This window comes from Streptomyces canus (genome assembly GCF_001514145.1).
Lineage (GTDB): Bacteria > Actinomycetota > Actinomycetes > Streptomycetales > Streptomycetaceae > Streptomyces > Streptomyces canus.
Genome location: NZ_KQ948660.1, coordinates 290,585 through 310,228, shown reverse-complemented (window position 1 = coordinate 310,228; position 19,644 = coordinate 290,585). Strand labels below are relative to the sequence as shown.

At 70.2% G+C, this 19,644-nt stretch carries 12 protein-coding genes and 1 pseudogene; 5 read left to right on the top strand and 8 right to left on the bottom strand.

The genetic code is table 11. From position 1 onward, the window contains the following. Window positions 1-67 precede the first annotated feature (67 nt). On the top strand, window positions 68-2,560 hold the full coding sequence (locus AQJ46_RS18165) for a tetratricopeptide repeat protein (RefSeq protein WP_063803819.1): 2,493 nt from the start codon (window positions 68-70) through the stop codon (window positions 2,558-2,560). A 32-nt stretch (window positions 2,561-2,592) separates the two neighbouring features. Here the strand turns inward: AQJ46_RS18165 and AQJ46_RS18160 are convergent, their stop codons facing one another. After that, the gene (locus AQJ46_RS18160) at window positions 2,593-3,027 is read right to left on the bottom strand and encodes a winged helix-turn-helix transcriptional regulator (RefSeq protein ID WP_059206584.1); all 435 of its coding nucleotides are present in this window, start codon (window positions 3,025-3,027) and stop codon (window positions 2,593-2,595) included. A gap of 92 nt (window positions 3,028-3,119) precedes the next feature. On the opposite strand from AQJ46_RS18160, the gene AQJ46_RS18155 reads away from it, so the two are divergent. Then, window positions 3,120-3,944 (top strand): NAD(P)H-binding protein, encoded by an 825-nt coding sequence (locus tag AQJ46_RS18155; RefSeq protein ID WP_059206583.1) that lies wholly within the window; start codon window positions 3,120-3,122, stop codon window positions 3,942-3,944. A gap of 142 nt (window positions 3,945-4,086) precedes the next feature. After that, complete coding sequence (locus AQJ46_RS18150; RefSeq protein ID WP_059206582.1) at window positions 4,087-5,205, top strand: ADP-ribosylglycohydrolase family protein; 1,119 nt, start codon at window positions 4,087-4,089, stop codon at window positions 5,203-5,205. Between the two features lie 86 nt (window positions 5,206-5,291). Here the strand turns inward: AQJ46_RS18150 and AQJ46_RS18145 are convergent, their stop codons facing one another. The 3 genes from AQJ46_RS18145 to AQJ46_RS18135 form a co-directional block, all read right to left on the bottom strand. Continuing rightward, the gene (locus AQJ46_RS18145) at window positions 5,292-7,850 is read right to left on the bottom strand and encodes a beta propeller repeat protein (protein WP_059206581.1); all 2,559 of its coding nucleotides are present in this window, start codon (window positions 7,848-7,850) and stop codon (window positions 5,292-5,294) included. Window positions 7,851-7,998: 148 nt separating this feature from the next. Then, window positions 7,999-9,564 (bottom strand): sodium:solute symporter family protein, encoded by a 1,566-nt coding sequence (locus AQJ46_RS18140; protein ID WP_059206580.1) that lies wholly within the window; start codon window positions 9,562-9,564, stop codon window positions 7,999-8,001. Between the two features lie 126 nt (window positions 9,565-9,690). Then, window positions 9,691-10,479, bottom strand: coding sequence for an SDR family oxidoreductase (locus tag AQJ46_RS18135; RefSeq protein ID WP_059206579.1), 789 nt, complete (start codon window positions 10,477-10,479; stop codon window positions 9,691-9,693). Window positions 10,480-10,715: 236 nt separating this feature from the next. Between AQJ46_RS18135 and AQJ46_RS52265 the strand changes: the two are divergent. Next, window positions 10,716-11,311, top strand: a pseudogene (locus AQJ46_RS52265) (Sir2 family NAD-dependent protein deacetylase); the annotation flags it as partial. 230 nt (window positions 11,312-11,541) lie between these two features. Here AQJ46_RS52265 and AQJ46_RS18125 read toward each other — a convergent pair. Then, on the bottom strand, window positions 11,542-13,116 hold the full coding sequence (locus tag AQJ46_RS18125; RefSeq protein ID WP_059206577.1) for an ABC transporter substrate-binding protein: 1,575 nt from the start codon (window positions 13,114-13,116) through the stop codon (window positions 11,542-11,544). 304 nt (window positions 13,117-13,420) lie between these two features. On the opposite strand from AQJ46_RS18125, the gene AQJ46_RS18120 reads away from it, so the two are divergent. Beyond that, on the top strand, window positions 13,421-13,816 hold the full coding sequence (locus tag AQJ46_RS18120; protein WP_059206576.1) for a hypothetical protein: 396 nt from the start codon (window positions 13,421-13,423) through the stop codon (window positions 13,814-13,816). Here the strand turns inward: AQJ46_RS18120 and AQJ46_RS18115 are convergent. From AQJ46_RS18115 to AQJ46_RS18105, 3 genes are all read right to left on the bottom strand, one after another. Then, complete coding sequence (locus AQJ46_RS18115; RefSeq protein ID WP_404828451.1) at window positions 13,795-16,101, bottom strand: protein kinase domain-containing protein; 2,307 nt, start codon at window positions 16,099-16,101, stop codon at window positions 13,795-13,797. The genes AQJ46_RS18120 and AQJ46_RS18115 overlap by 22 nt on opposite strands. A 604-nt stretch (window positions 16,102-16,705) precedes the next feature. Beyond that, a complete protein-coding gene (locus AQJ46_RS18110; protein WP_059206574.1) occupies window positions 16,706-17,563 on the bottom strand; it encodes a hypothetical protein in 858 nt (285 codons plus the stop codon). A gap of 182 nt (window positions 17,564-17,745) precedes the next feature. After that, window positions 17,746-19,599: a hypothetical protein gene (locus AQJ46_RS18105; protein WP_059206854.1), complete on the bottom strand. Its 1,854-nt coding sequence runs from the start codon at window positions 19,597-19,599 to the stop codon at window positions 17,746-17,748. Window positions 19,600-19,644 lie beyond the last annotated feature (45 nt).

Sequence of the window (19,644 nt, the reverse complement as noted above, 5' to 3'; positions counted from 1 at the left end):
TGGACGGCTGTCCAGGGCTTCGGACCTCTGCCAGACTTCGGGGTGTTTGCATGACGGGGGTGATCGGATGGCGGTGCGGCCGTCGATGCAGGAGCTGATCCGGCAGCGCAGGCGCGCCGGCTTCGTGGGGCGGAGTGACGAGCGGGCGGCGTTCCGACGCAACCTCGACCTGGCGCCCGAGGACGAGCGGCACCGGTTCCTCTTCCATGTGCACGGCAACGCCGGTGTCGGGAAGACCTTCCTGGTCCGGGAACTGGAGCAAGTGGCCCGCGAGAAAGGCGCGTTCACGGTCTATGTCGACGAGAGCGTCGGCAGCGTGCCGGAGGCGATGTCGGAGATCGGCCGCCAACTGGGCGACCAGGGCTGCCGTTTCAAGGAACTGGAACGCCTCCTCGCCACCCACCGCGAGCGCCGGCGCGAGGCGGAGGCCGCCGCCGTCGCCACCCTCGAAGCGGAGCCCGAAGGACCGTCGGCGGGCAGCATGGCCGCGGCGCGGGCAGGACTGGCCGGACTGGGAATGGTGCCGGGCGTGGGAGCTTTCGCGGGAGCCCTGGACGCGGCTCAACTCGCCCAGGGAGCAGACCGGTTGCGGGCCGGGCTCAGCGCACGCTTCCGCAGCCAGGAAGACGTCCAACTGGTCATGCACCCGGAACAGATACTCACCCCGGTGCTTCTGAACGAACTCACCGACGCGGCGGCCGCGGCCCCCTGGATCGTCCTCTTCTTCGACACGTACGAACGGACCGGCCAATTCCTCGACGGCTGGCTGCACGAGGTCATGACCGGCGACCGGTACGGCACCCTCCCGGCGACGGTCGTCGTGGTGACGGCGGGCCAACGCCCCTTCGACACCGCCCGCTGGGGCGCCTTCGCCGACTTCATGACGGACATGCCCCTCGGACCGTTCACGGAGGCGGAGGCCCGTGGCCTGCTGGCGGGCAAGGGAGTGGTCGCCGAGCCCGTGGTGGAGGAGGTGCTGCGCCTCACGGGCGGACTGCCCGTCCTGGTGTCGACCCTCGCCGAGCAGCGCCCCACCGACCCCGAGGACATCGGCGACCCCAGTGCGACGGCCGTAGAACGCTTCCTGAAGTGGGAACACGATCCGGTACGGCGATCCGCGGCCCTCGCGTGCTCGCTGCCCCGCCAACTGGACATGGACGTGTTCCGGGCGGCCGTGGACTGCCCGGACGACGAGGCGGAACAGCTCTTCGCCTGGCTGCGGTCCCTGCCGTTCGTCACCGACCGCGGCGACCGGCTCCGCTACCACGACCTGGTACGGGAGGCGATGCTGCGGATGCAGCGCGGGCGGTCGCCGCGCGGCTGGGTCCAGCAACAGGAGCGTCTTGCCCGGATATTCGGCGAGTGGCGGGCGGAGTCCGCAGCCGGGCGCCCGGACGGGGAGCTGTGGGCGGACGAGGAGTGGCGGGAGCTGCGCCTCGCCGAGTCCTACCACCTGCTGTGCGCTCAAGCGCGTGTCGCGCTGCCGTTGGTGTTGCGGGACTTCATGGACGCCTGTGACACGGACGATGTCACCGCGGGCCGATGGGCGCGGACCCTGCTGGACGCGGGCCGGGACGGCCACATGGAAGCGGTGTCCCGGTGGGGGAGCGAACTGTCCCGGACGCTCACCGAGGGCGGCGTTCCCGCGGCACTCGCCCGACTGCTGTCCCGGGCGGCCCTCGAAGAACCGGCCCAGGCACACGCCCGAGTGGTACGCGGCAGCGCGCTACGCCGCCTGGGCGCGCTGGAGGAGGCACTGCGTGAGTACGACCAGGCGGTGGCGCTGAATACCGGGCTCGCGCGCGCCTACCGCGGCCGTTCCTACGTGCGCGGCGAACTCGGCGACTACGAAGCGGCGGTCGACGACCTGGACCAGGCCCTCGCGCTGGAGCCGGCCAACGCCTCCGCCCACTCGGTGCGGGGCGAGTACCACAGGGTGCTGAACCACGGCGACGAAGCGCTCAGGGACCTGGACACGGGGATCCGACTCGACCCCACCCACCACTTGGCCTGGGCGTCCCGAGGCGCCGTCCGCCTGACCCGGGGTGAACTCGACTCCGCCTTGGCGGACCTGGACCGGGCCCTCGACCTCAAACCCGACTACACCTGGGCCCTGGTCCGCCGCGCCCGCGTATGGCGTGGCCTCGGCGACCCCGCCCGCCAGCTGGCCGACCTCGACCGAGCGGTCACCCTCCAGCCGGACTGGCCCTGGGGCCGCTGCGAGCGCGGCGACGCCCTCCGTAACGCCGGCCGCCTCGAGGAGTCCCTCCGCGACTACGATCACGTACTCGCACTCGCCCCCGACTACGCCTCGGCCCACGCAAGCCGAGGCGCTGCCCTGTCCCGACTGGGCCGCTTCGCGGAGGCACTCACCGCCCTGAACCGCGCCCTGGACCTCGACCCCACCTACACCTGGGCCCTGTGCCGCCGAGCCGAAACCCACCTCGCCCTCGCCGCCCTCGACGCGGCCCTCGCCGACGCGGAACGCGCATGCGCATCGAACCCGGACGACGAGCGGGCACGTGCGGTGCGGGACCAGGTGCGGAGGGTCGCCGGATAATCCTCAGCCCCTATTGCCCGGGTGCACCAGGATCACGACCCGTTCCGGGCTCGGCAGGCAGGGTCCCTGGCGTCATAAGCCCGCCGAGCCTCCTCCACCCTCTCCAGATTCGGTGACCACTCCGCCAGCGTCGCGAACAGCGGGGCCAGGCTGCGGCCCAGTTCGGTGATCTCGTACTCCACGCGGGGCGGGACCTCCGCGTGGTACGTGCGGTGGACCAGGCCGTCGCGTTCCAGTTGGCGCAGGCGCTGGGTCAGGACCTTGGGGGAGATGGTGGCGATCCGGCGTTCCACTTCCACGAAGCGCTGGCGGCCGTACTCGTGGAGGGCCCAGAGGATCGGTGTGGTCCAGCGGCTGAAGACGATGTCGACCACGGGGGCGATGGGGCAGGCGTTCTCCGGCGGGACATCGGTCCTGGGCCCGCGGCCGCGTGTAGTGGTCTCCGTCACATCAACCCTCTCCGCCATTACTTTCCTCTAGGTACCTACTGTCGTCCCGATAGTAGCTTCGCCGTGTGTCCACAGGAACCAGTCCAGGACCTCGGAAAAAGGGGAGCAACATGATCGTGGTGACCGGTGCTACGGGGAACGTCGGGCGGCCCCTCGTGAGGGAACTCCTCGCGACGGGGGAGCGGGTGACCGCCGTCTCCCGGCGGAGTCCCCGGGAACGCCCGGCAGGGCTACGGCATCACCAGGCCGACCTCGCCGCACCCCAGACCCTCAAACCCGCCCTCGACGGGGCCGAAGCGCTCTTCCTCCTGACCTCCGGCGACTTCGTGACGCAAGGCGGCAACCTCGACGACGTGCTCGAAGTCGTCCGGGCCGGCGGTGTCCGGCGGGTCGTGCTGTTGTCCTCGCAGGGCGTCGCCACCGGCGACCATCCCTCCGCACTGGAGGACGCCGTAAGGCGGTCGGGCCTCGAATGGACCATGCTGCGGCCCGGCGGGTTCCACTCCAACACCCTCCAGTGGGCCGAAGCGGTGCGTGAAGAGCGGGCGGTGGCGGCGCCGTTCGGGGACGTCGCGCTGCCGACCGTCGATCCGCAGGACATCGCCCAGGTCGCCGCCGTGGCGCTGCGGGATCCCGGCCACGCCGGGCGCGTCCACGAACTGACCGGGCCCGCCCCGATATCCCCCCGGCAGCAGACCGCCGCGATCGCGGACGTGGTGGGTGAGCCGGTGCGGTTCGTCGAGCAGACCCGGAGCGAGGCCAGGGCGGAGATGGTGCGGTTCATGCCGGAGCCGGTCGCGGACGCCACCCTCGACATCCTCGGCGACCCGTCACCGGGCCTGCGGCGCGTCAGCCCGGACGTCGAGCGGGTCCTCGGCCGTCCGCCCCGCAGCTTCGCCGACTGGGCGGCCCGCAACGCCGCCGCCTTCCGGTGACCTGCGGTTTCCAGGCGATAACCACACTTCGAGGACCAACCGGGTCTCACCCCGCATACCCACACGCCCCCTGAACCTCCCACCCCCCGTCGATTACAGTGCTGAGCGTCGTACATACGGACGGTCGCCATGGGAGGTCTTGGTGGGTGCGACAGCCGGGGCCGTCGTCTGGGGGCGTGCCGAGCAGCAGGACTTCCGAAGCCGGGTGCGTGGGACGCTCCTCGGGGTGGCCGTGGGTGACGCGCTGGGCGCGCCGATCGACGGACTCGGACTGGACGAGATCCGGGAGGCGTACGGCGCCGAGGGGCTCGTGGACCTCGGATTCGGGTACGGCCGACGCGGCGCCGTCACTCATCTCACCCAGCTCAGCCTCTTCACCGTGGACGGGCTCATACGGGCCCAGGTCCGACGGGACACCGGCGCCTGGCACCCGCCCACCGATCTGCACCGGGCGTATCTGCGATGGGCCGCCACCCAGCGGGACTGGGGGCCCGACGAGCGGCGCAAGGACGACGGGTGGCTGGCCCGGGAGGAGTGGCTGTACGCCCGCCGTGACCCGACCCGGTCCCTTCTCCTCGGGTTCGGCGACGACACCATGGGGACGCTGGAGTCGCCCAAGAACCCGAACGAGCTCGGGCCCGAGGCCACCGCCCGGTCCGCGGCCTTCGGGCTGCTGGTCGGGTGGGAGCCCCAGCTCGTCGTACAGCTGGCTGTCGAGTGTGCCGCGCAGACCCACGGGCACCCCGTCGCCTATCTGTCGGCGGGCGCGTACGCCGTGATCGTGCACGCGCTGGCCCTCGGCGACAGTCTCGACGGGGCGGTGCAGCGGGCGCTCGCACTGCTCGCCGCGCGGCCCGGACACGAACCCGTCTCGGACGCGCTCCAGCACGCACTGGGTGCCGTACGGCAGGGGATGCCCACCCCGGCGCGGGTGGAGGAGCTGGCCGCCGACGGTTCGGCGGACGGGCTGCTGTCCGCCGCCGTGTACTGCGCGCTGGTCGGGGAGGACGTACGGCACGGTCTGTGCCTCGCCGTGAACCACGACGGCCCCTCGGCCGCGGCCGGCGCCCTCACCGGCGGCCTGCTGGGCGCCCTGCACGGCGAGACGGCCCTCCCGCCGGCCTGGCTGGCCGAACTGGAGGGCCGTCCCACCCTGCTGGAACTCGCCGACGACTTCGCCATGGAGATGACCCAGGGGCCCGCGCTGCATGGTCCGGCGGGGGCGTCTCCCGGGTGGCTGGCGCGATACCCGCGGGGGTGACGTCCACCCGATCGCCCTCAGCACGTCGTCCACAGGACCGCGGTCGGGGGCGGGCATCCCGTGACCGGATGCCCGCCCCCGACCCGTTACAGCGGTGCCTGCGCGGACCAGAGTCCACGTCCGTGTGTCGCCACCAGGAGGCGTCCGCCGTCGGGGGAGACGTCCAGGGAGACGATTCCGGCGTGCGGCAGTGCGCCGCCGAGCCGGTACCAGGTGTACGAGCCGGTCGCGGTCGGCGCGGCGGCGAAGACGCCGACGTCCGTGCCGACGACCACGTGGCCGTGCCACAGGGCGAGCGCCCCGGCCGGCGCGTCCGGCAGGTCGCCGGTGCGGTCGGCCCAGGTGGTGCCGCCGTCGGTGCTCTCGAAGACGTGGCCCTCGCCCGCGCCGGAGACGTAGGAGCGGGTGAAGCCGCCGTACGTGGCCCAGACATGGCGGGCGTCGCGCGGGTCGACGGTGAGCGAGGTGACGTACCGGTTCGGCAGCGGCGCGGTGAGCCGGTGCCAGGTGCCGCCCGCGTCGGTGTCGATGCCGCTGGCGTACTGCTCGCCGCTCCAGTCCTCCCAGCCCGCGTACGTCACGGAGCCGTTCACGCCGAGGGCGGTGACGGAGTGGTCCTCGCCGGTGTCGTGGACGGCGGTCCAGTCGCAGGAGTCGGCGGTGCAGCGGGTGTCCCAGCCCTTGCCGGCGTTGTCCCACACGTAACGGCCGCCCGCGACCCAGTGGTTCACGTCGGCGGTGTCGGAGGTGTAGGGGGCGATGAACTCGGGGCCCGGGTCGCAGCCCTTGAGGTCGGCGTTCCAGTCGCAGGCCGGGGAGATGCCGGTGAAGGAGGGCGTGGTGCCGTCGGAGCGGCCGCCGTTGGTGGTCAGGCTCATGTCCAGGTCGACGTACTCGTTGACGGCGCGATCGGTATCGGCCGGGTCGACGAGGACGAAACCGCCGTCGCCGCCCGAGGGCTGGTACAGCTCCCGGGCGCCGGGCAGGCTCAGCACGTTGCCGTTGTCCTGGGTGCCGCCCCACGTGGACAGGGCGCCGGTCTTCGGGTCGGTCCCGTAGGCGGCGTCATAGTACTGGAGCGTGCGCAGGTCCTGGTTGAGGTTGGTCCAGCCCTTCGAGGGCAGCTCGGGGTCAGGACGCAGGGTCGCCGAGCGCTCGTAGACGCCGCCGTCGTTGCCGAAGTAGACGCGGTGGCCGGGGCCGAAGGCGATGGCGTGCTGGTCGGCGTGGGTGGTCATCGGGCAGCCGCCCGCTATCAGGCCGTTGGTGTAGCACTTCAGGCCGTAGTTCCAGTACGGGCCTATGGTCGCCCAGGTCTTCCCGGCGTCCCAGCTCTCGAACACCTCGGAGAAGCCCGCGTACACGTGGTCGGGGTCGGCGGGGTCCACGGCGACGTACTGGTTGTACCAGGCGGCGCCGGCCGCGTCGCTGTTCTGCGCGCCCGATGCCTTGAGGACGTCCTCGTCGGCGACCGTCGTCCAGGGCCCGGCCGCGTCACCGGTGGCCGAGCGGAAGACGTCGCCGTCGCTGCTGCCGTTCGTGGCGTCGCCCACGAGGGCGAACAGTTCACGGCCGTCGGCCGAGTACGACAGGGTCGACCGTCCCGGGGTGACGTCTGCCAGGTCGCCGGTCACCGTGACCTTGTGCCAGGTGCCTGGTCTTCCGAAGTCGTCGGACTGGTAAACGCCGTTCGCGTCGCCGGCGGCGACGAACTGACGCGCGATCACGGCGGTCACCTGCCGTCCGCCCGTCCCGGGGCGTACGGCGACGTCGGTGGCGGCCGAGGACCAACTGGTGTCCGGGTCGCCGGGGGCGAGGGCGACCGTCCAGTCGGTGGTGATGTCGTCGGCGGCGCGGCGCAGGACGCCCTCGTTGGTGGCCGCGTAGACGTTCCCCCGGCCGTCGAAGGTGATGCGGGGGACGATGCTGCCGTCGATCCGTCTGCCCACCTGCTTCCAGGTGTTGCCCCGGTCGGTGGAGCGGTAGATGCCGAGGCCGGTGTAGGAGTCGCCGGAGTTGCTGGGCTCGCCGGTGCCGATCCACAGGGAGTGGTCGGCGGGGTTCACGGCCAGGGCGCCCATGGCGAGGGTCTGCTGCTGGTCGGACAGGGGCTTCCAGTGCCGCCCGTCGTCGCCCGAGCGCCACAGGCCGCCGTCGGCGGCGCCCTCGTACACGGTGTGCCCGTCGACGGCGAGCGAGGAGACCCGGCCACTGACGAGGCCGAACCCGGAACCGAAGTTCGAGGCGACGGGGTCGGCGTACTCCTTGTCCTCCTGCTGGAGCGGGACGTTCGTGACCTCCGACCACCGGGTCGGCACGGTCGGCAGCTTCCCTGCCTGCGCGTAGGCGTGGGTCAGCGCGCCGGGGCCGATCGAGTCGCCGGGAGCCGTCTTCATACGGGCCTGCTGGGCGAACCCGGCCGTCGGGTCGTCGCGGTCGGTGCCGTCGCCGTCGCCGCCGTCGCCGTCGTCCTGGGCGGTCAGGGCGGTGACGGCGGTGGTCCTCGTGGGGTCGACCGGCCCTGATCTGAGGTGGTCGTGGGGGTGGGCGGGTGAGGCGGCATCGGCGCGGCCCGCGACCAGGAGCAGGGCGCAGGTGGCAAGGGCGGCCGCCCGTACGCCCGTTGGGGGGTGGCTCAGGTTCATGACAGTGATCACACAGCAGCTGTGGGAACTCTGAAGTACACAGGCGGCAATGATCCGGCAAAAGCAATCCCCTCAACCACCCAGGAGAATCGGGTGGTTGAGGGGATCACATGCCTTGAGGAGGTCTGGTGCTTCAAGGGGGCCGAGGTCAGTCCTTCACCGGTGTACGGTCCGCCGGGCCCACCGGAGTCGGGATCGCCGCGGCCGCCGCCCCGTCCCCGTCCGTGTTGATCTTCTCGATGATCGCGAGGCGCTCCGGGGTGTCCTCCGGCTTGATGAAGCCGACGAGGATGTACAGGATCAGCGAGACCACGAGCGGGATCGAGACCTGGTACTGGAGCGGGACACCGCCCTCGACGTTCCAGCTGATCGGGTAGTTGACCAGCCAGAAGGCGAGCAGACCCATCGACCAGCTGGTGAGCGCGGCCGTGGGACCGGAGCGGCGGAAGGGGCGGAGCAGGCCGAGCATCATCGGGATCGCCATCGGGCCCATCAGACCGGCGACCCACCTGATGACCACCGTGATGATGTCCTTGAAGGTGGGCGAGTTGACCTGGGTCGCCGCCGCCATCGACAGGCCGAGGAAGACGACCGTCGTGATGCGCGCGACCCGCAGGCCCTGACCCTGGCTCCAGCTGCGTGCCCTGCGCCACACCACCGGCGCGCAGTCCCGGGTGAAGACGGCCGCGATCGCGTTGGCGTCGGAGGAGCACATGGCCATCGTGTGCGAGAAGAAGCCGACGATCACCAGGCCCAACAGGCCGTGCGGGAGCAGCTGTTCGGTCATCAGGCCGTAGGAGTCGGAGCCGTCCGTCTTCTGCGACTCGACCAGCAGCGGCGACATCCACATGGGGAAGAACAGGACGACCGGCCACACCAGCCACAGGATCGCCGACAGCCGTGCCGAGCGCTCGGCCTCGTGCGCGTTCGCCGTGGCCATGTAGCGCTGGGCCTGGTTGAGCATGCCGCCGTTGTACTCGAAGAGCTTGATGAAGAGGAAGGCGAGCAGGAAGACCGTGCCGTACGGCCCCACCAGCGGCTCTCCGTGCCCCTTGAGCTCGGGCTCGTCCCAGGCGCCGAAGAAGCCGATGCCCTTGTCGTTGAGCTTGAGGACGACGGCGATGAACATCGCGATACCGGCGAGGAGTTGGATGACGAACTGGCCCAACTCCGTGAGCGCGTCGGCCCACAGACCGCCGATCGTGCAGTAGATGGCCGTGATGGCGCCGGTGATCAGGATGCCCTGGTTGAGCGAGATCCCGGTGAACACGGACAACAGGGTCGCGATCGCGGCCCACTTGGCACCCACGTCCACGATCTTCAGCAGCATGCCCGACCAGGCCAGCGCCTGCTGGGTCTTCAAGTCGTAGCGGTTCTTGAGGTATTCGAGTGGGGAAGCCACATGGAGCCGTGAGCGCAGCCGGTTGATACGCGGCGCGAACAGCTTCGAGCCGATGGCGATGCCGAGTGCGATGGGGAAGGACCAGGTGACGAACGAGGTGACGCCATACGTGTAGGCGATGCCCGCGTACCCGGTGAACATCACCGCGCTGTAGCCCGACATGTGGTGCGAGATGCCCGACAGCCACCACGGCATCTTGCCGCCGGCCGTGAAGAAGTCGCTGACGTCGTCCACCCGTTTGTGCGACCAGACGCCGATCGCGACCATCACGCCGAAATAGCCGATGAGCACGGCCCAGTCGAGACCGTTCATATGCGCCCTCCCAGGGATCAGCCCGGCGCTCATCGTGGGCGCCACCGCGTGGACACGACAAGCTGGTGTAGGGTCAAGGGGAGGTAAAGATATTCGTGATGATGGCCTGTGTTCACCTACATGAACTCACCGCATCAGCTCCCCGGCGTTGACCAGCAACGACTGTCCGGTGATCGCCCGCGCCCGGTCCGAGGCCAGGAACACCGTCGCGTCCGCCACATCCCCGTCGGTCGCGAGATCGGGCAGGGCCATCCGGTCGGTGAGCCGCTTGAGTACGTCCGCCTCCGGCACCTTCTCCGTATGCGCCGTGAACTGCACGTACGCCTGCACCGGCGGCCCCCACATCCAGCCCGGCAATACGGTGTTGACCCGGATCCGGTGTGGTCCGAGCTCCCGCGCCATCGAGTACATCGCGCTGGTCAGCGCCCCCTTCGAGGCGGCGTACGCGGCCTGCCGAACCTGTGAGGGGGCGGCCACGGCCGACTGCGTCCCGACGAACACCACCGAACCGCCGCCCGCCGCCTTCAGCCCCGGCAGACAGGCCCGGGTCATCCGCAGCGACCCCAGCAGGTTCACGTCGATGACCGACTGCCAGGTCGCGAAGTCCGCGTCCTCGAGCCCCCCGAAGTAGCTGTCCCACGCGGCCACCTGCACGACCGCGTCCAGCCGCCCGAACCGCTCCACCGCCAACTCCGCGAGCCGCACGCACTGTTGCTCGTCGGTGATGTCCGTCGACCGGTACGCCGTGTGCGCCCCGTCCGGATCGATCTCGACGGCACTCTTCGCGAGGTTCGCCTCGGTCCGCGCCCCCAGCACGGCGTTCCCGCCGTCCCGCACGACGGCCGCGGCGACCTGATGACCGAGCCCGGCGCCGACGCCCGACACGACGACGGTCTTCCCGGAGAGAAGTGACATACCGGCGGCCTCCCTGCTCTGGCACATTATCTGACGGGGCGTCAGAGTATGGGCGAGTGCTGGAGGAGGGAAGGTCCCATGTCAGAAGAGACCCACCCTGGAGTCCACCGATGTGGACGGGCCGGTTGCCGAGTTCCCGCACCGGGGGAAGCGGCGCCACGCGGCACGCGTCTGCATGAGCTGTCACGTCCCGAGCGACAGGGCCGGCCAGGCGAACGGCGCGCTCCTCGATCAGCGGCACAGCTGTACTCAGTGGCGCGGGCATCTCCACGGAGTCGGGCATTCCCGACTACCGCGGTGAGGGTGGGAGCCTGAGCCGCCATACGCCGATGCTCTAGCAGGACTTCACGGGCAGTGCGCGGGCGCGGGGCACCGGGCGACGGCCGCTTTCGGGCGGCATGGGCTGCTCTCGGGTGTGATCACCCAGAACGCGGACGGGCTGCACCAGGCCGCGGGCAGCGAGGGAGTCGTGGAACTCCACGGCAGCCTGGAGCGGGTGGTGTGCCTCGGGTGTGGCGTGCTCACTTCGCGCAAGGAAGTGGCCCGTCGGCTGGAGCAGGCCGATCCGGACTTCGCGCCGGTGGCTGCCGGTATCAACCCGGACGGTGACGCCGACCTCAGTGACGGGCAGGTCGGAGACTTCCTGAAAGCCCGTGCTGATCATCACCCGGACGTGACCCGAGGTGATCGACATGCCGTCGCTCGAATCGAGCTCGAACTGGGACCCGCGCTCACCGCGGTGGCCGACAGGCTGGGCATACCCGTGGACAAGGCGGTGCTTCCTCACCGACCGGCCGACCGGCCGGGTGACACGTGCAGTCCCCCGGGTTGAGCAGCCGGGAGCGGTGCAGGGTGTCGCGCAGGCGGGCCGGCACATGGAGCGCGTCACCCGGTTCCAGTTCGACGAAGAAGAAGTCCTCGTCGTGCGCCCCGGATTCCCTGTCGGCGGCCAGTTTCCCGATACCCCGGCTGAACACCTGCGGCCACCGGCCTGAGCGCTTTCACTTTGCGCAAGGCGGCTTCGCATCAGGTGGCACCGGCGAACAGCGCCGGGCGGCCGATTCACCAACTGACCTTGCGGTGCAGCTCCCACATCATCATGATCGTCGAAGGGTCGAGCACCTGTTCGCCACCGGAGATGCCGTCACTGGCCGCGATGTACTGCCGCCCCTGCCAGAGCGGGATCAGGCGGGCGTCGTCGACGAGGATCTGCTGGGCCTCCTCGAAGTCCCCGACGGCCGCGCCGCGATCGCTCTCGGCGCGCGACTCGGGCAGCAGCCTGCCGGTGATCACCGGCGACGAGTAGGGCGTGCCAAGGGTGTTGTGGTCGCCGACGAAGGGGTCGATGAAGTTGTCGGCGTCGGGGAAGTCGGGGGACCAACCGCGCCCGAACACCGGGTACTCGCCCCTCTGGTAACCGGCGACATACGTCTTCCACGGCCGGCTCTTGAGGGTGATGGCGAACAGGCCCGAGCGGTCCAGTTGCCGCTTGAGTTCCTTGAACTCCTTCGCAGTCTCCGAGCCGTAGCGGTCGGTCGTGTACCAGAAGGTGAGCGGGACGCGCTGGGTAATGCCGGCGTCAGCAAGGATCTTGCGGGCTTTGGAGGCGCTCGGGTCGCCGTATGCGTCGAAGTAACTGGCGGTGTGGCCGGTCAGCCCGGCCGGGACCATGGAGTAGAGCGGGTCGACGGTGCCCTGGTAGACCTTGAAGGCGATGGCGGGACGGTCCACGATCTGGGCAACGGCCTTGCGTACGGCCGGAATCCTGACCCATGGCGCCTTGGGGTTGAACACCAGATAGTTGATGTTGATACCGGTTCCGTCGATCAGTTGCAGGTCCGAGGTTCTGTAGGACTGCAGGGCGACGATGTCGGACGCCGCAAGACCGCGGTAGGTGACATCGATCGCCCCGGACCGAAGGGCTGCGACCATCGTGGCCGAATCATGGAAGTAGCGGATGGTCACCGCGTCGTTCTGCCGATCGGCGAAACCGTGGTAGCGATCATTGCGGACCAGTTCCGCCTGCCTGCCGTCCTCGTAGGACTTGAGCGTGTACGGCCCGGAGCCGTGCACCGACTCCTCCTTGCGCAGCGACTTGGCGGGGTAGTCGTCAGGGTCGACGATCGACATGGCCGGGGTCGCGAGCACGAGCGGGAAGGTGGCGTCGGCCTTGTTGAGATGGAACAGCACCTCGTGGTCGCCGAGCGTCTGCACCCGGTCGAGGCTGCCGAGGAGTCCGGCCGGCCCGCTCGGCGCGTTGATGGCCCGGATCCGGTCGATGGAGTATTTGACGGCCCGTGCGTCAAGTGTGTCGCCGTCGGTGAACTTCAGGCCGGAGCGCAGCTCACATCGGTAGGTGCGGTTGCCCGAGTCCGTGAAGGCACAGCTCTTGGCAGCGTCGGGCTGGGGGGTGATGGCCCCGTTGGGGTAGGCGAGCAGTGTCTGGTAGATGTTCCGGAACAGTTCCCAGGAGCCGTCCCACGATCCGGCGGGATCGAGGGTGCTGGGGGTACTGGTCGTCCCGACGACTATCGGCCTGTCGGCCCCCGCGCTGCTGGAGACCATGCCGCAGCCCGTCAGCAGGGATATGGAGGCGACAGCGGCCACTCTTCTCAGGACTCGGTTCCGGTTGAACACGCGCGCACTCCTCGATCCGCCGTTCCAAGGTCGGCAGAACGTACTGAGTGCCACCCGACCCGAACCGCCGCGAAGGCGCGTTGTTGCCGGAATGTGCTGTGTGGACGCCGTCATCCCGGTGTGTCCGCCACCGTGCGCCCGACGAAGAGCGGTCTCGATCGGTGCCTGTGACGTTTCCGTGATCGCCGGCTCACGCGGTCCCAGCGACAAAGGGGAACGCGCCGAGCTGACGCAGCTGCACTGATCCGTCCGCAGGCGAAGGGGAAGATGAAGACCCGTTGCAGGTGACGGTCCTGCGCCGTGCATGCGGGACGGTCGCCGCGTCGACGACGACTGGGGTGTGCTGGAGCTGATCCGGTACGAGCGCGGCCGTGCTCCCTGTCTGCGGGGCGGCGAGCTGGACCTCCTCAACCGGGCCGTGCGCCGTGCCGAGCTGAACCACCCCGAACTGACGAGCACGTTCGAGCTGTACTTCCACGCCTTGGAGGAGTCCCTCGGCCCGCGTCTGCCGCGCCGGGACTTCGCGGAGGGGGAGGTGCGGGCCGCGTACTGGGCCGGGGGGCAATTGGCCCAAAGCCATCTCCAGGACGCCGAACGACTGAACCGCGCCGCCGCACAAGGAGGCTCACCGCCCGCCCGCCGATGGCTCGCCGGCAGTGGCTGTCCGGGGCAAGTTCCTCAGGTGACGGGCAGTCCGTAGGCCCGGTCGAAGTGCTGGGCCACGAGGTGTCCGGCCCCGTCGCAGGAGAGCTGCCAGTCGTTGACGCCGGTCTCGCGGCCGTCGGTGAAGTTCCACAGCAGACGGCCGGAGGCGGCGTCGATCGCGTAGAAGCCGTTCCTGTTCTCGAAGGCCGGCACGTGGACGGTGTGCGCTCCCACCGCGACCGGATGGTCGACGTTGAGGCGGGGGGTCTCGCAGAACCAGCGCCGGGCGCCGGTCGCCGCGTTGAAGGCGTGGACGCCGTCGGGATCGGTGCCCGTGGCGTAGACCGTGTTGCCGCCCGCCCCGAGGGAGGCGAACGCGCCGCGTTCCGCCTTCACCTTCCAGCGGAGCTTTCCGGTGGCGAGGTCCAGGGCGATGAACTCGGAGCCTATGGCGAAGACAGTTCGGCCGAGCACCGCGAGACCCGGCCGCAGGTCGTAGCCCACCGGGTGCCGCCAGCGCAGGCCACCGTCCTCGCGGGTGCTGCGGACCGTGACATTGCGCAGCCCGTCGGCGTAGACGAAGTAGTCGGAAGTGATGACGGGCTTGAGGGGAACGCCGACGTCCTCGGGGTCGATCGGTATGACGACGGCGCGCCGGGCCCTGAGGTCGACGCCGAAGACCGCGCTGGTGGAGGTCGCGACGCCCTGCTCCTCTGACCGGCGTTCCAGCTTGGCGCCGAGGACCGAGATGACATAGCCGTCGTATCCGCCGAGGAGTTGATCGAACTGGCAGTCCGGGCCGAAGTCGAGGGTGAACTTCTCGGTGCCGCCGTCCAGGTCGACGCCGATCACCGTCGCACCGGTGCCGAGGGCGACCGCGGCGTCGTTGGCCAGCAGGACGGGACTGGGGGAGACGCTGATGCCCTGGTAGACCCATTCGGGCTGGGATCCGTTCCTCAGGTCGAGGCAGATCATGTTGCCCGGGCGGCTCTTCAGCAGGGCCGTGCCGTCGTTGAAGACGGCCGGGGTCTGGAGCAGTGGGCCGCCGCGGTACACCCAGGTCGGTTCGGGGGCGGGGCCGGGCCGGCGGGCCGGCTGCCTGCCGGCCCTTCCCCGGACGACGAGGGCGGTGCCCCCGACGACGGCCGCGCCCGCGGTCACGGCGAGGAGGGTGCGCCGACCGATACGGGAGCGTTCGGGGGCACGGCGGTGCGCGGGTGCGGCGGAACGTTCCGTCGCCGGTTCCGCCGGTTCCGCCGATTCGGCCGCGGCCGCCGGGGGTCTCCGGTCCGGCGGATCGGCGGTGGGCGGCGCTCCACCGGTGGCTCCGGCTCCACCGGCGGCGCGGTTGTCGGTGTCCCCGGCCGGGCGGATGCGGTCTGCATCCGCCGCGCCGGCTTTGCTGTCGGTGCCGCGCGACGACGGTCCCATCGGCGTCCGGCCCGGCCCGTGTCTCCCGGACGCGATGGAGGCCCTGGCGGCTGCGTCGGCCGCGGGCCGTGCGGACGTCAGGGTCCGCGCGAGACGCTCGAGATCCGTCGCGGCCGCCCGGCGGTCGTCGACCATGGCGGCCACCCGCGCGGGCAGCCAGCCCTCCGTCAGCACCTGGTCGGCACCGCCCGGCGCACAGGCCGCAGAGAGCCGGTCGGGGCTGATGCGAAGGGCCGGGTCCTTGGCGTGACAGAGGCTGATGATTTTGTCCAGCGGCTCGGGCACCCGGGTCATATCGGCCGAACCGTGGACCACCTGGTAGAGCAGGGCGGCCGCGGAGGCCCCGCTGAACGGCGCGTGTCCCGACGCCGCGAACGCGAGCACCGAGCCGAGACAGAAGACGTCTCCCTCCGGTCCCACCGGGTCGCCGGTGGCCTGTTCGGGACAGACGTACTCGAGCGAGCCCAACAGGCCGCCGGAGCCGGTGAGCTGGTAGCCGTCCCGGGCCCGGACGATGCCGAAATCGATGACGCGCGGACCGTCCGCCGCGAGCAGCACGTTGGACGGCTTGAGGTCGCGATGCACCAGCCCTTCGGCGTGCACCGCGATCAGCGCCTCGGCGATGCCCGCGCCCAGCGCGAGGACCGTCTCCACCGGCAGCGGCCCGTGGGCGGCGACCGCCTCGGCCACGGTGGGGCCGGGTACGTAGGCGGTGGCGAGCCATGGCGTCCGATCGTCCGGAGCGGCGTCCACCACGGACGCCGTGTAGGCGCCGCCGACCGCCGCCGCGGCCGCCACCTCGCGCCGGAAGCGGATGCGGAAGTTCTTGTCCTCGGCCATCTCGGGACGGATGACCTTGACCGCGACGGTGCGGCCGGCCGACGAGGTGGCCAGATAGACCCGGCCCATCCCGCCTGCTCCAAGACGGGCCACCGGACGGTAGGGCCCTAGCTGCTCGGGATCTTCTGGGTGCAGTGGTTGCATGCCCTCGGCCGCCTGTTCTCAGTGGTACGGGCGGGAATCCCGCCCATGCCGCGGGGGAAGGCCCTGTGGGGGTCTGGCAGCAGACTAGAGGCTGAAACGGCCCATGAGGGTGTTTGTCGGCAACCGTCGAAGTTCCCCGGACGTAGACGTTCCGCACAACTCATGCCCTGGATCGTTGACATGACATTGCGTCAGAGGTCGGGTGACACGTGCCCGTCCTGCGGGAACAGTGCACTGGAAGCAACTGGCGGGGAAATGAGTGAAGGATGAAACCGTCGGCCCGGCGGAAGACCTCCGATGTGTCGAAGGTCACCCCGCATTCTCGCCTCGTGGCCCTGGGAACAGCGTGCGCCGTGCCGCTCTCCATGACCCCGACACGGCCGTCCTGAAGCGGCCGTCGCGGGCGGTGTCACGGATCGCCACGACAGGAGCCCGGGCTGACAGGTGACAACATCGAACTGACCGCACCATCAGTGCTGTTCACCAGAGCGTGCCACCCCGAACCTCGGTCGCGCTGCCGGGCCTGGGCTCACCGCAACTCGTCCACATAGCGGTCGGTCCCGGGCACCGTTGGTATGAACGGTGCTACGAACTGCACCTCGCCCAGCCCGGACGCCGCCACCGCCGTGTCCAGGTCCGCGAAGTGGTCGCGCCAGTTGCCGCGCGGATCGTCTTCGAGGAACCACAGCAGGGTCAGCCGGGTCCCGACCCCCTCGACCTGTTTGACATAGGTCATCCGGTCCAGGGGCAACGGCGTCGGCGCGAAGGCGGTCACCAGGGCCGCGGTCGAGCCTGCCAGCCGTTTCGGAAGGTGGTCGTCGCGCAGCCATGCGAGCAGTTCCCCACGTAGGTCGGGGGAGTTGCTGTCGATGACCTCGACGATGAGCCCGGTGTAGGGGTGGTCGAGGGCGTGGATGTCTCGGGGGCCGTGGTCGCCATCGCGGTAGACCGTCACGGCGTGGTCCTGGAAGGCGGTGAAAACGTGCGTTCGTTCCTGGAAGACGCGGTGGTCACGGTTGAGACGTTTGTTGATGCTCACGGTCCACCGCATGTGGTCGTTGTAGCGGCCGGCGGTCATCCAGTAGACGGAGATGTAGCACCCTGCCGTCACCGGCTGTGCGACCGAGGAGGCCGCGGGGTAGCGCAGGAGTTGCAGGTCCCGGGTGGCGACCCAGCGGCGGCCCGCGTACATCCATGGCATGGCCATCGCGCCGGCAATGAAGTGATCGTCTTCGTACCAACGATTGTACTGTCGTTCCTGGCCCGGGTGCGGCTCGACCATGGTGATCAGGGCATGCCCGAGGTCGGCTCCATAGGGGCCGACGGCGGCCAGTTCCGCATACGTGCGGCTGAGGGTCTCATCGGTGTACGTCGCATCCTCTGTCATGAGCCCGGTCTACCTGACTGAGCATCAGATGTGGAGAGGGATTCGGTTCGACTCCGTCTGAAGTCCGGTGAGTACGTACCGGGGACCGGTGCTGGAGGTGATCGACGCCAGGCGCTTTTCGTCCCGACAGTCCCGGGCGCGGAGGCCCATGTGGATCAACTGCGCTGATCACGCTGCGCTGATCACTTCAACTCATCCGGACAAGGCGTCCCACGGGGCACCGTATAAGGCGCAGCCAGCCGATACGTCCCCGCCTTCGGCGCGAGCAGCATCGTCCACTTGTCCCCGTCCGCGTCCTCCGGCGTCTCCATCAGGCACCCGTTGACGTTGTCGAAGGTCTTCGGCTCCCCGTCCTCCCGCTCCTTCGACGCGTCCGTCTCCTGCGGCGGCTTCAGCTTGTTTCCCTCCGCGTCCACGATCGACAGCCAGGGCGAGTAGGGGATCCGGATGAGGATGCGCCCGGCCTTCTTCACGCGCATGGTCATCTCGCCCTGCGCGGCCCGGTCGACGACCGTGTTCGGGGAGGCGAGCGGCGCCGGGTCGGTCACCTGGAACAGCTGCCAGTTCGCGTCGCCCCAGATCTGCTTCAGATACGGCATCCCGCGCTGGACCAGCTCCCGCTCCCGTTCGCCCCCGTCCCCGTCGGGCTCGTCCTTCGGCACGACCACGAAGTGCACGGCCCAGCGCTGGAGCCACTCGTGGTAGTTCGCGGAGTTCAGGGTGTCGTCGTAGAAAAGCGGGTTGCGCTCCATGTCGGCCTGCCGGTTCCAGCCCCGGGCGAGGTTGACGTACGGCGCGAGCGCGGACGCCTCGCGGTGGGAGGCGGCCGGTACGACCTCGACGCGGCCCTTCTCGGCGCCGACCTCCTGGAGTTCGTTGACGAGGGGGGCCAGCTCGCGTGCCCAGGACGCCGTGGGGGTCGTGTGGACGACGTCGTCGACGGACTTGAAGCCGATCCAGGTGGTGAAGCCGGCGAAGGCGACGACGAGGGCGTACCACTTGCGGGTGCGCGGCACCGCGAACGGCAGCGCGGCCGCCAGCGCCACCCCCGCGAACAGCATCGACAGGCGCGAGATGTTGGAGCCGATCTGGGAGCTCACCAGCCAGACCAGGACGACCGACAGGCTGTAGACGCCGGCCGTGATCCGGACCGTCGTCCACTCGCGCGGGACGAGGAGGAAGACCAGGAGGCCGTAGGCCAGCGGCAGGAGCACCGAGGCGATCTTCATCGGCTGGGTGCCGGCGAACGGGAAGAGCCAGGCGGACAGGGCGACGACGGCCGTGGGAGCGATGCCCAGCGCCCAGGCACCGGGACGCCGTTTCTGCAGGAAGAGGGCGACCGCCACCAGGCCCACGAACAGGCCGGCGACCGGTGAGGCCATGGTCGCGAGCGCGGCGAGCGTGGCCGCGCACAGGGCCTTCGCCCAGCGTTTGTAGCGCCAGCGGTGCGGCCAGCAGAAGACGACGGCGACCGCGCCGAGCGCGAACACCGTGCCCAGTCCGAAGGTCACCCGGCCCGAGGCCGCGTTGCACAGGAACGCGTACACGCCCGCCAGCGAGGCCCACAGGGGGTTCTTCACCGACCGGCTGCGGAGGAGGATCAGCGTCAGCAGCCCGGCCGAGACGGTCCCGGCCAGCATCATCGTCGTACGGACGCCGAGGACCGACATCAGATACGGCGAGACGATGCTGTACGACACCGGGTGCATGCCGCCGTACCAGGCCAGGTTGTACGCGGAGTCCGGGTGCCGGCCGACGAACTCGGCCCACGCGTCCTGCGCCGCGAGGTCGCCGCCACTGTTCGCGAACGTGAAGAACCAGACGATGTGGAGGACGCCGGAGAGCGCGGTCATGGACAGGACGGGGTGGCGCAGCAGCCGCTCACGCAGCGCGAGGAGAACGGTCCAGGTCCTGGCCCTGAGGCCCGTGGGAGGGCTGCCGTTCCCGGTCTCAGGTTCTGCGGGCTCGCGTATTCGCGGGCCGGTACCCGGGCCCGGGTCGGTGTCGTCGGCGCGTGTCGGCTCCGCAGTGGCCACCTGAAGGCACTCCCCGTGGTGTCCCGTCTTCATGTCCCGGCCGCG

Bases quoted from the DNA above. Each gene is read 5' to 3' on its own strand.
- AQJ46_RS18145 (WP_059206581.1), bottom strand. From the start codon at position 7,850: ATGAACCTGAGCCACCCCCCAACGGGCGTACGGGCGGCCGCCCTTGCC.
- AQJ46_RS18140 (WP_059206580.1), bottom strand. From the start codon at position 9,564: ATGAACGGTCTCGACTGGGCCGTGCTCATCGGCTATTTCGGCGTGATG.
- AQJ46_RS18120 (WP_059206576.1), top strand. From the start codon at position 13,421: ATGCGGGACGGTCGCCGCGTCGACGACGACTGGGGTGTGCTGGAGCTG.
- AQJ46_RS18160 (WP_059206584.1), bottom strand. From the start codon at position 3,027: ATGGCGGAGAGGGTTGATGTGACGGAGACCACTACACGCGGCCGCGGG.
- AQJ46_RS18115 (WP_404828451.1), bottom strand. From the start codon at position 16,101: ATGGGCCGGGTCTATCTGGCCACCTCGTCGGCCGGCCGCACCGTCGCG.
- AQJ46_RS18155 (WP_059206583.1), top strand. From the start codon at position 3,120: ATGATCGTGGTGACCGGTGCTACGGGGAACGTCGGGCGGCCCCTCGTG.
- AQJ46_RS18110 (WP_059206574.1), bottom strand. From the start codon at position 17,563: ATGACAGAGGATGCGACGTACACCGATGAGACCCTCAGCCGCACGTAT.
- AQJ46_RS18165 (WP_063803819.1), top strand. From the start codon at position 68: ATGGCGGTGCGGCCGTCGATGCAGGAGCTGATCCGGCAGCGCAGGCGC.
- AQJ46_RS18135 (WP_059206579.1), bottom strand. From the start codon at position 10,479: ATGTCACTTCTCTCCGGGAAGACCGTCGTCGTGTCGGGCGTCGGCGCC.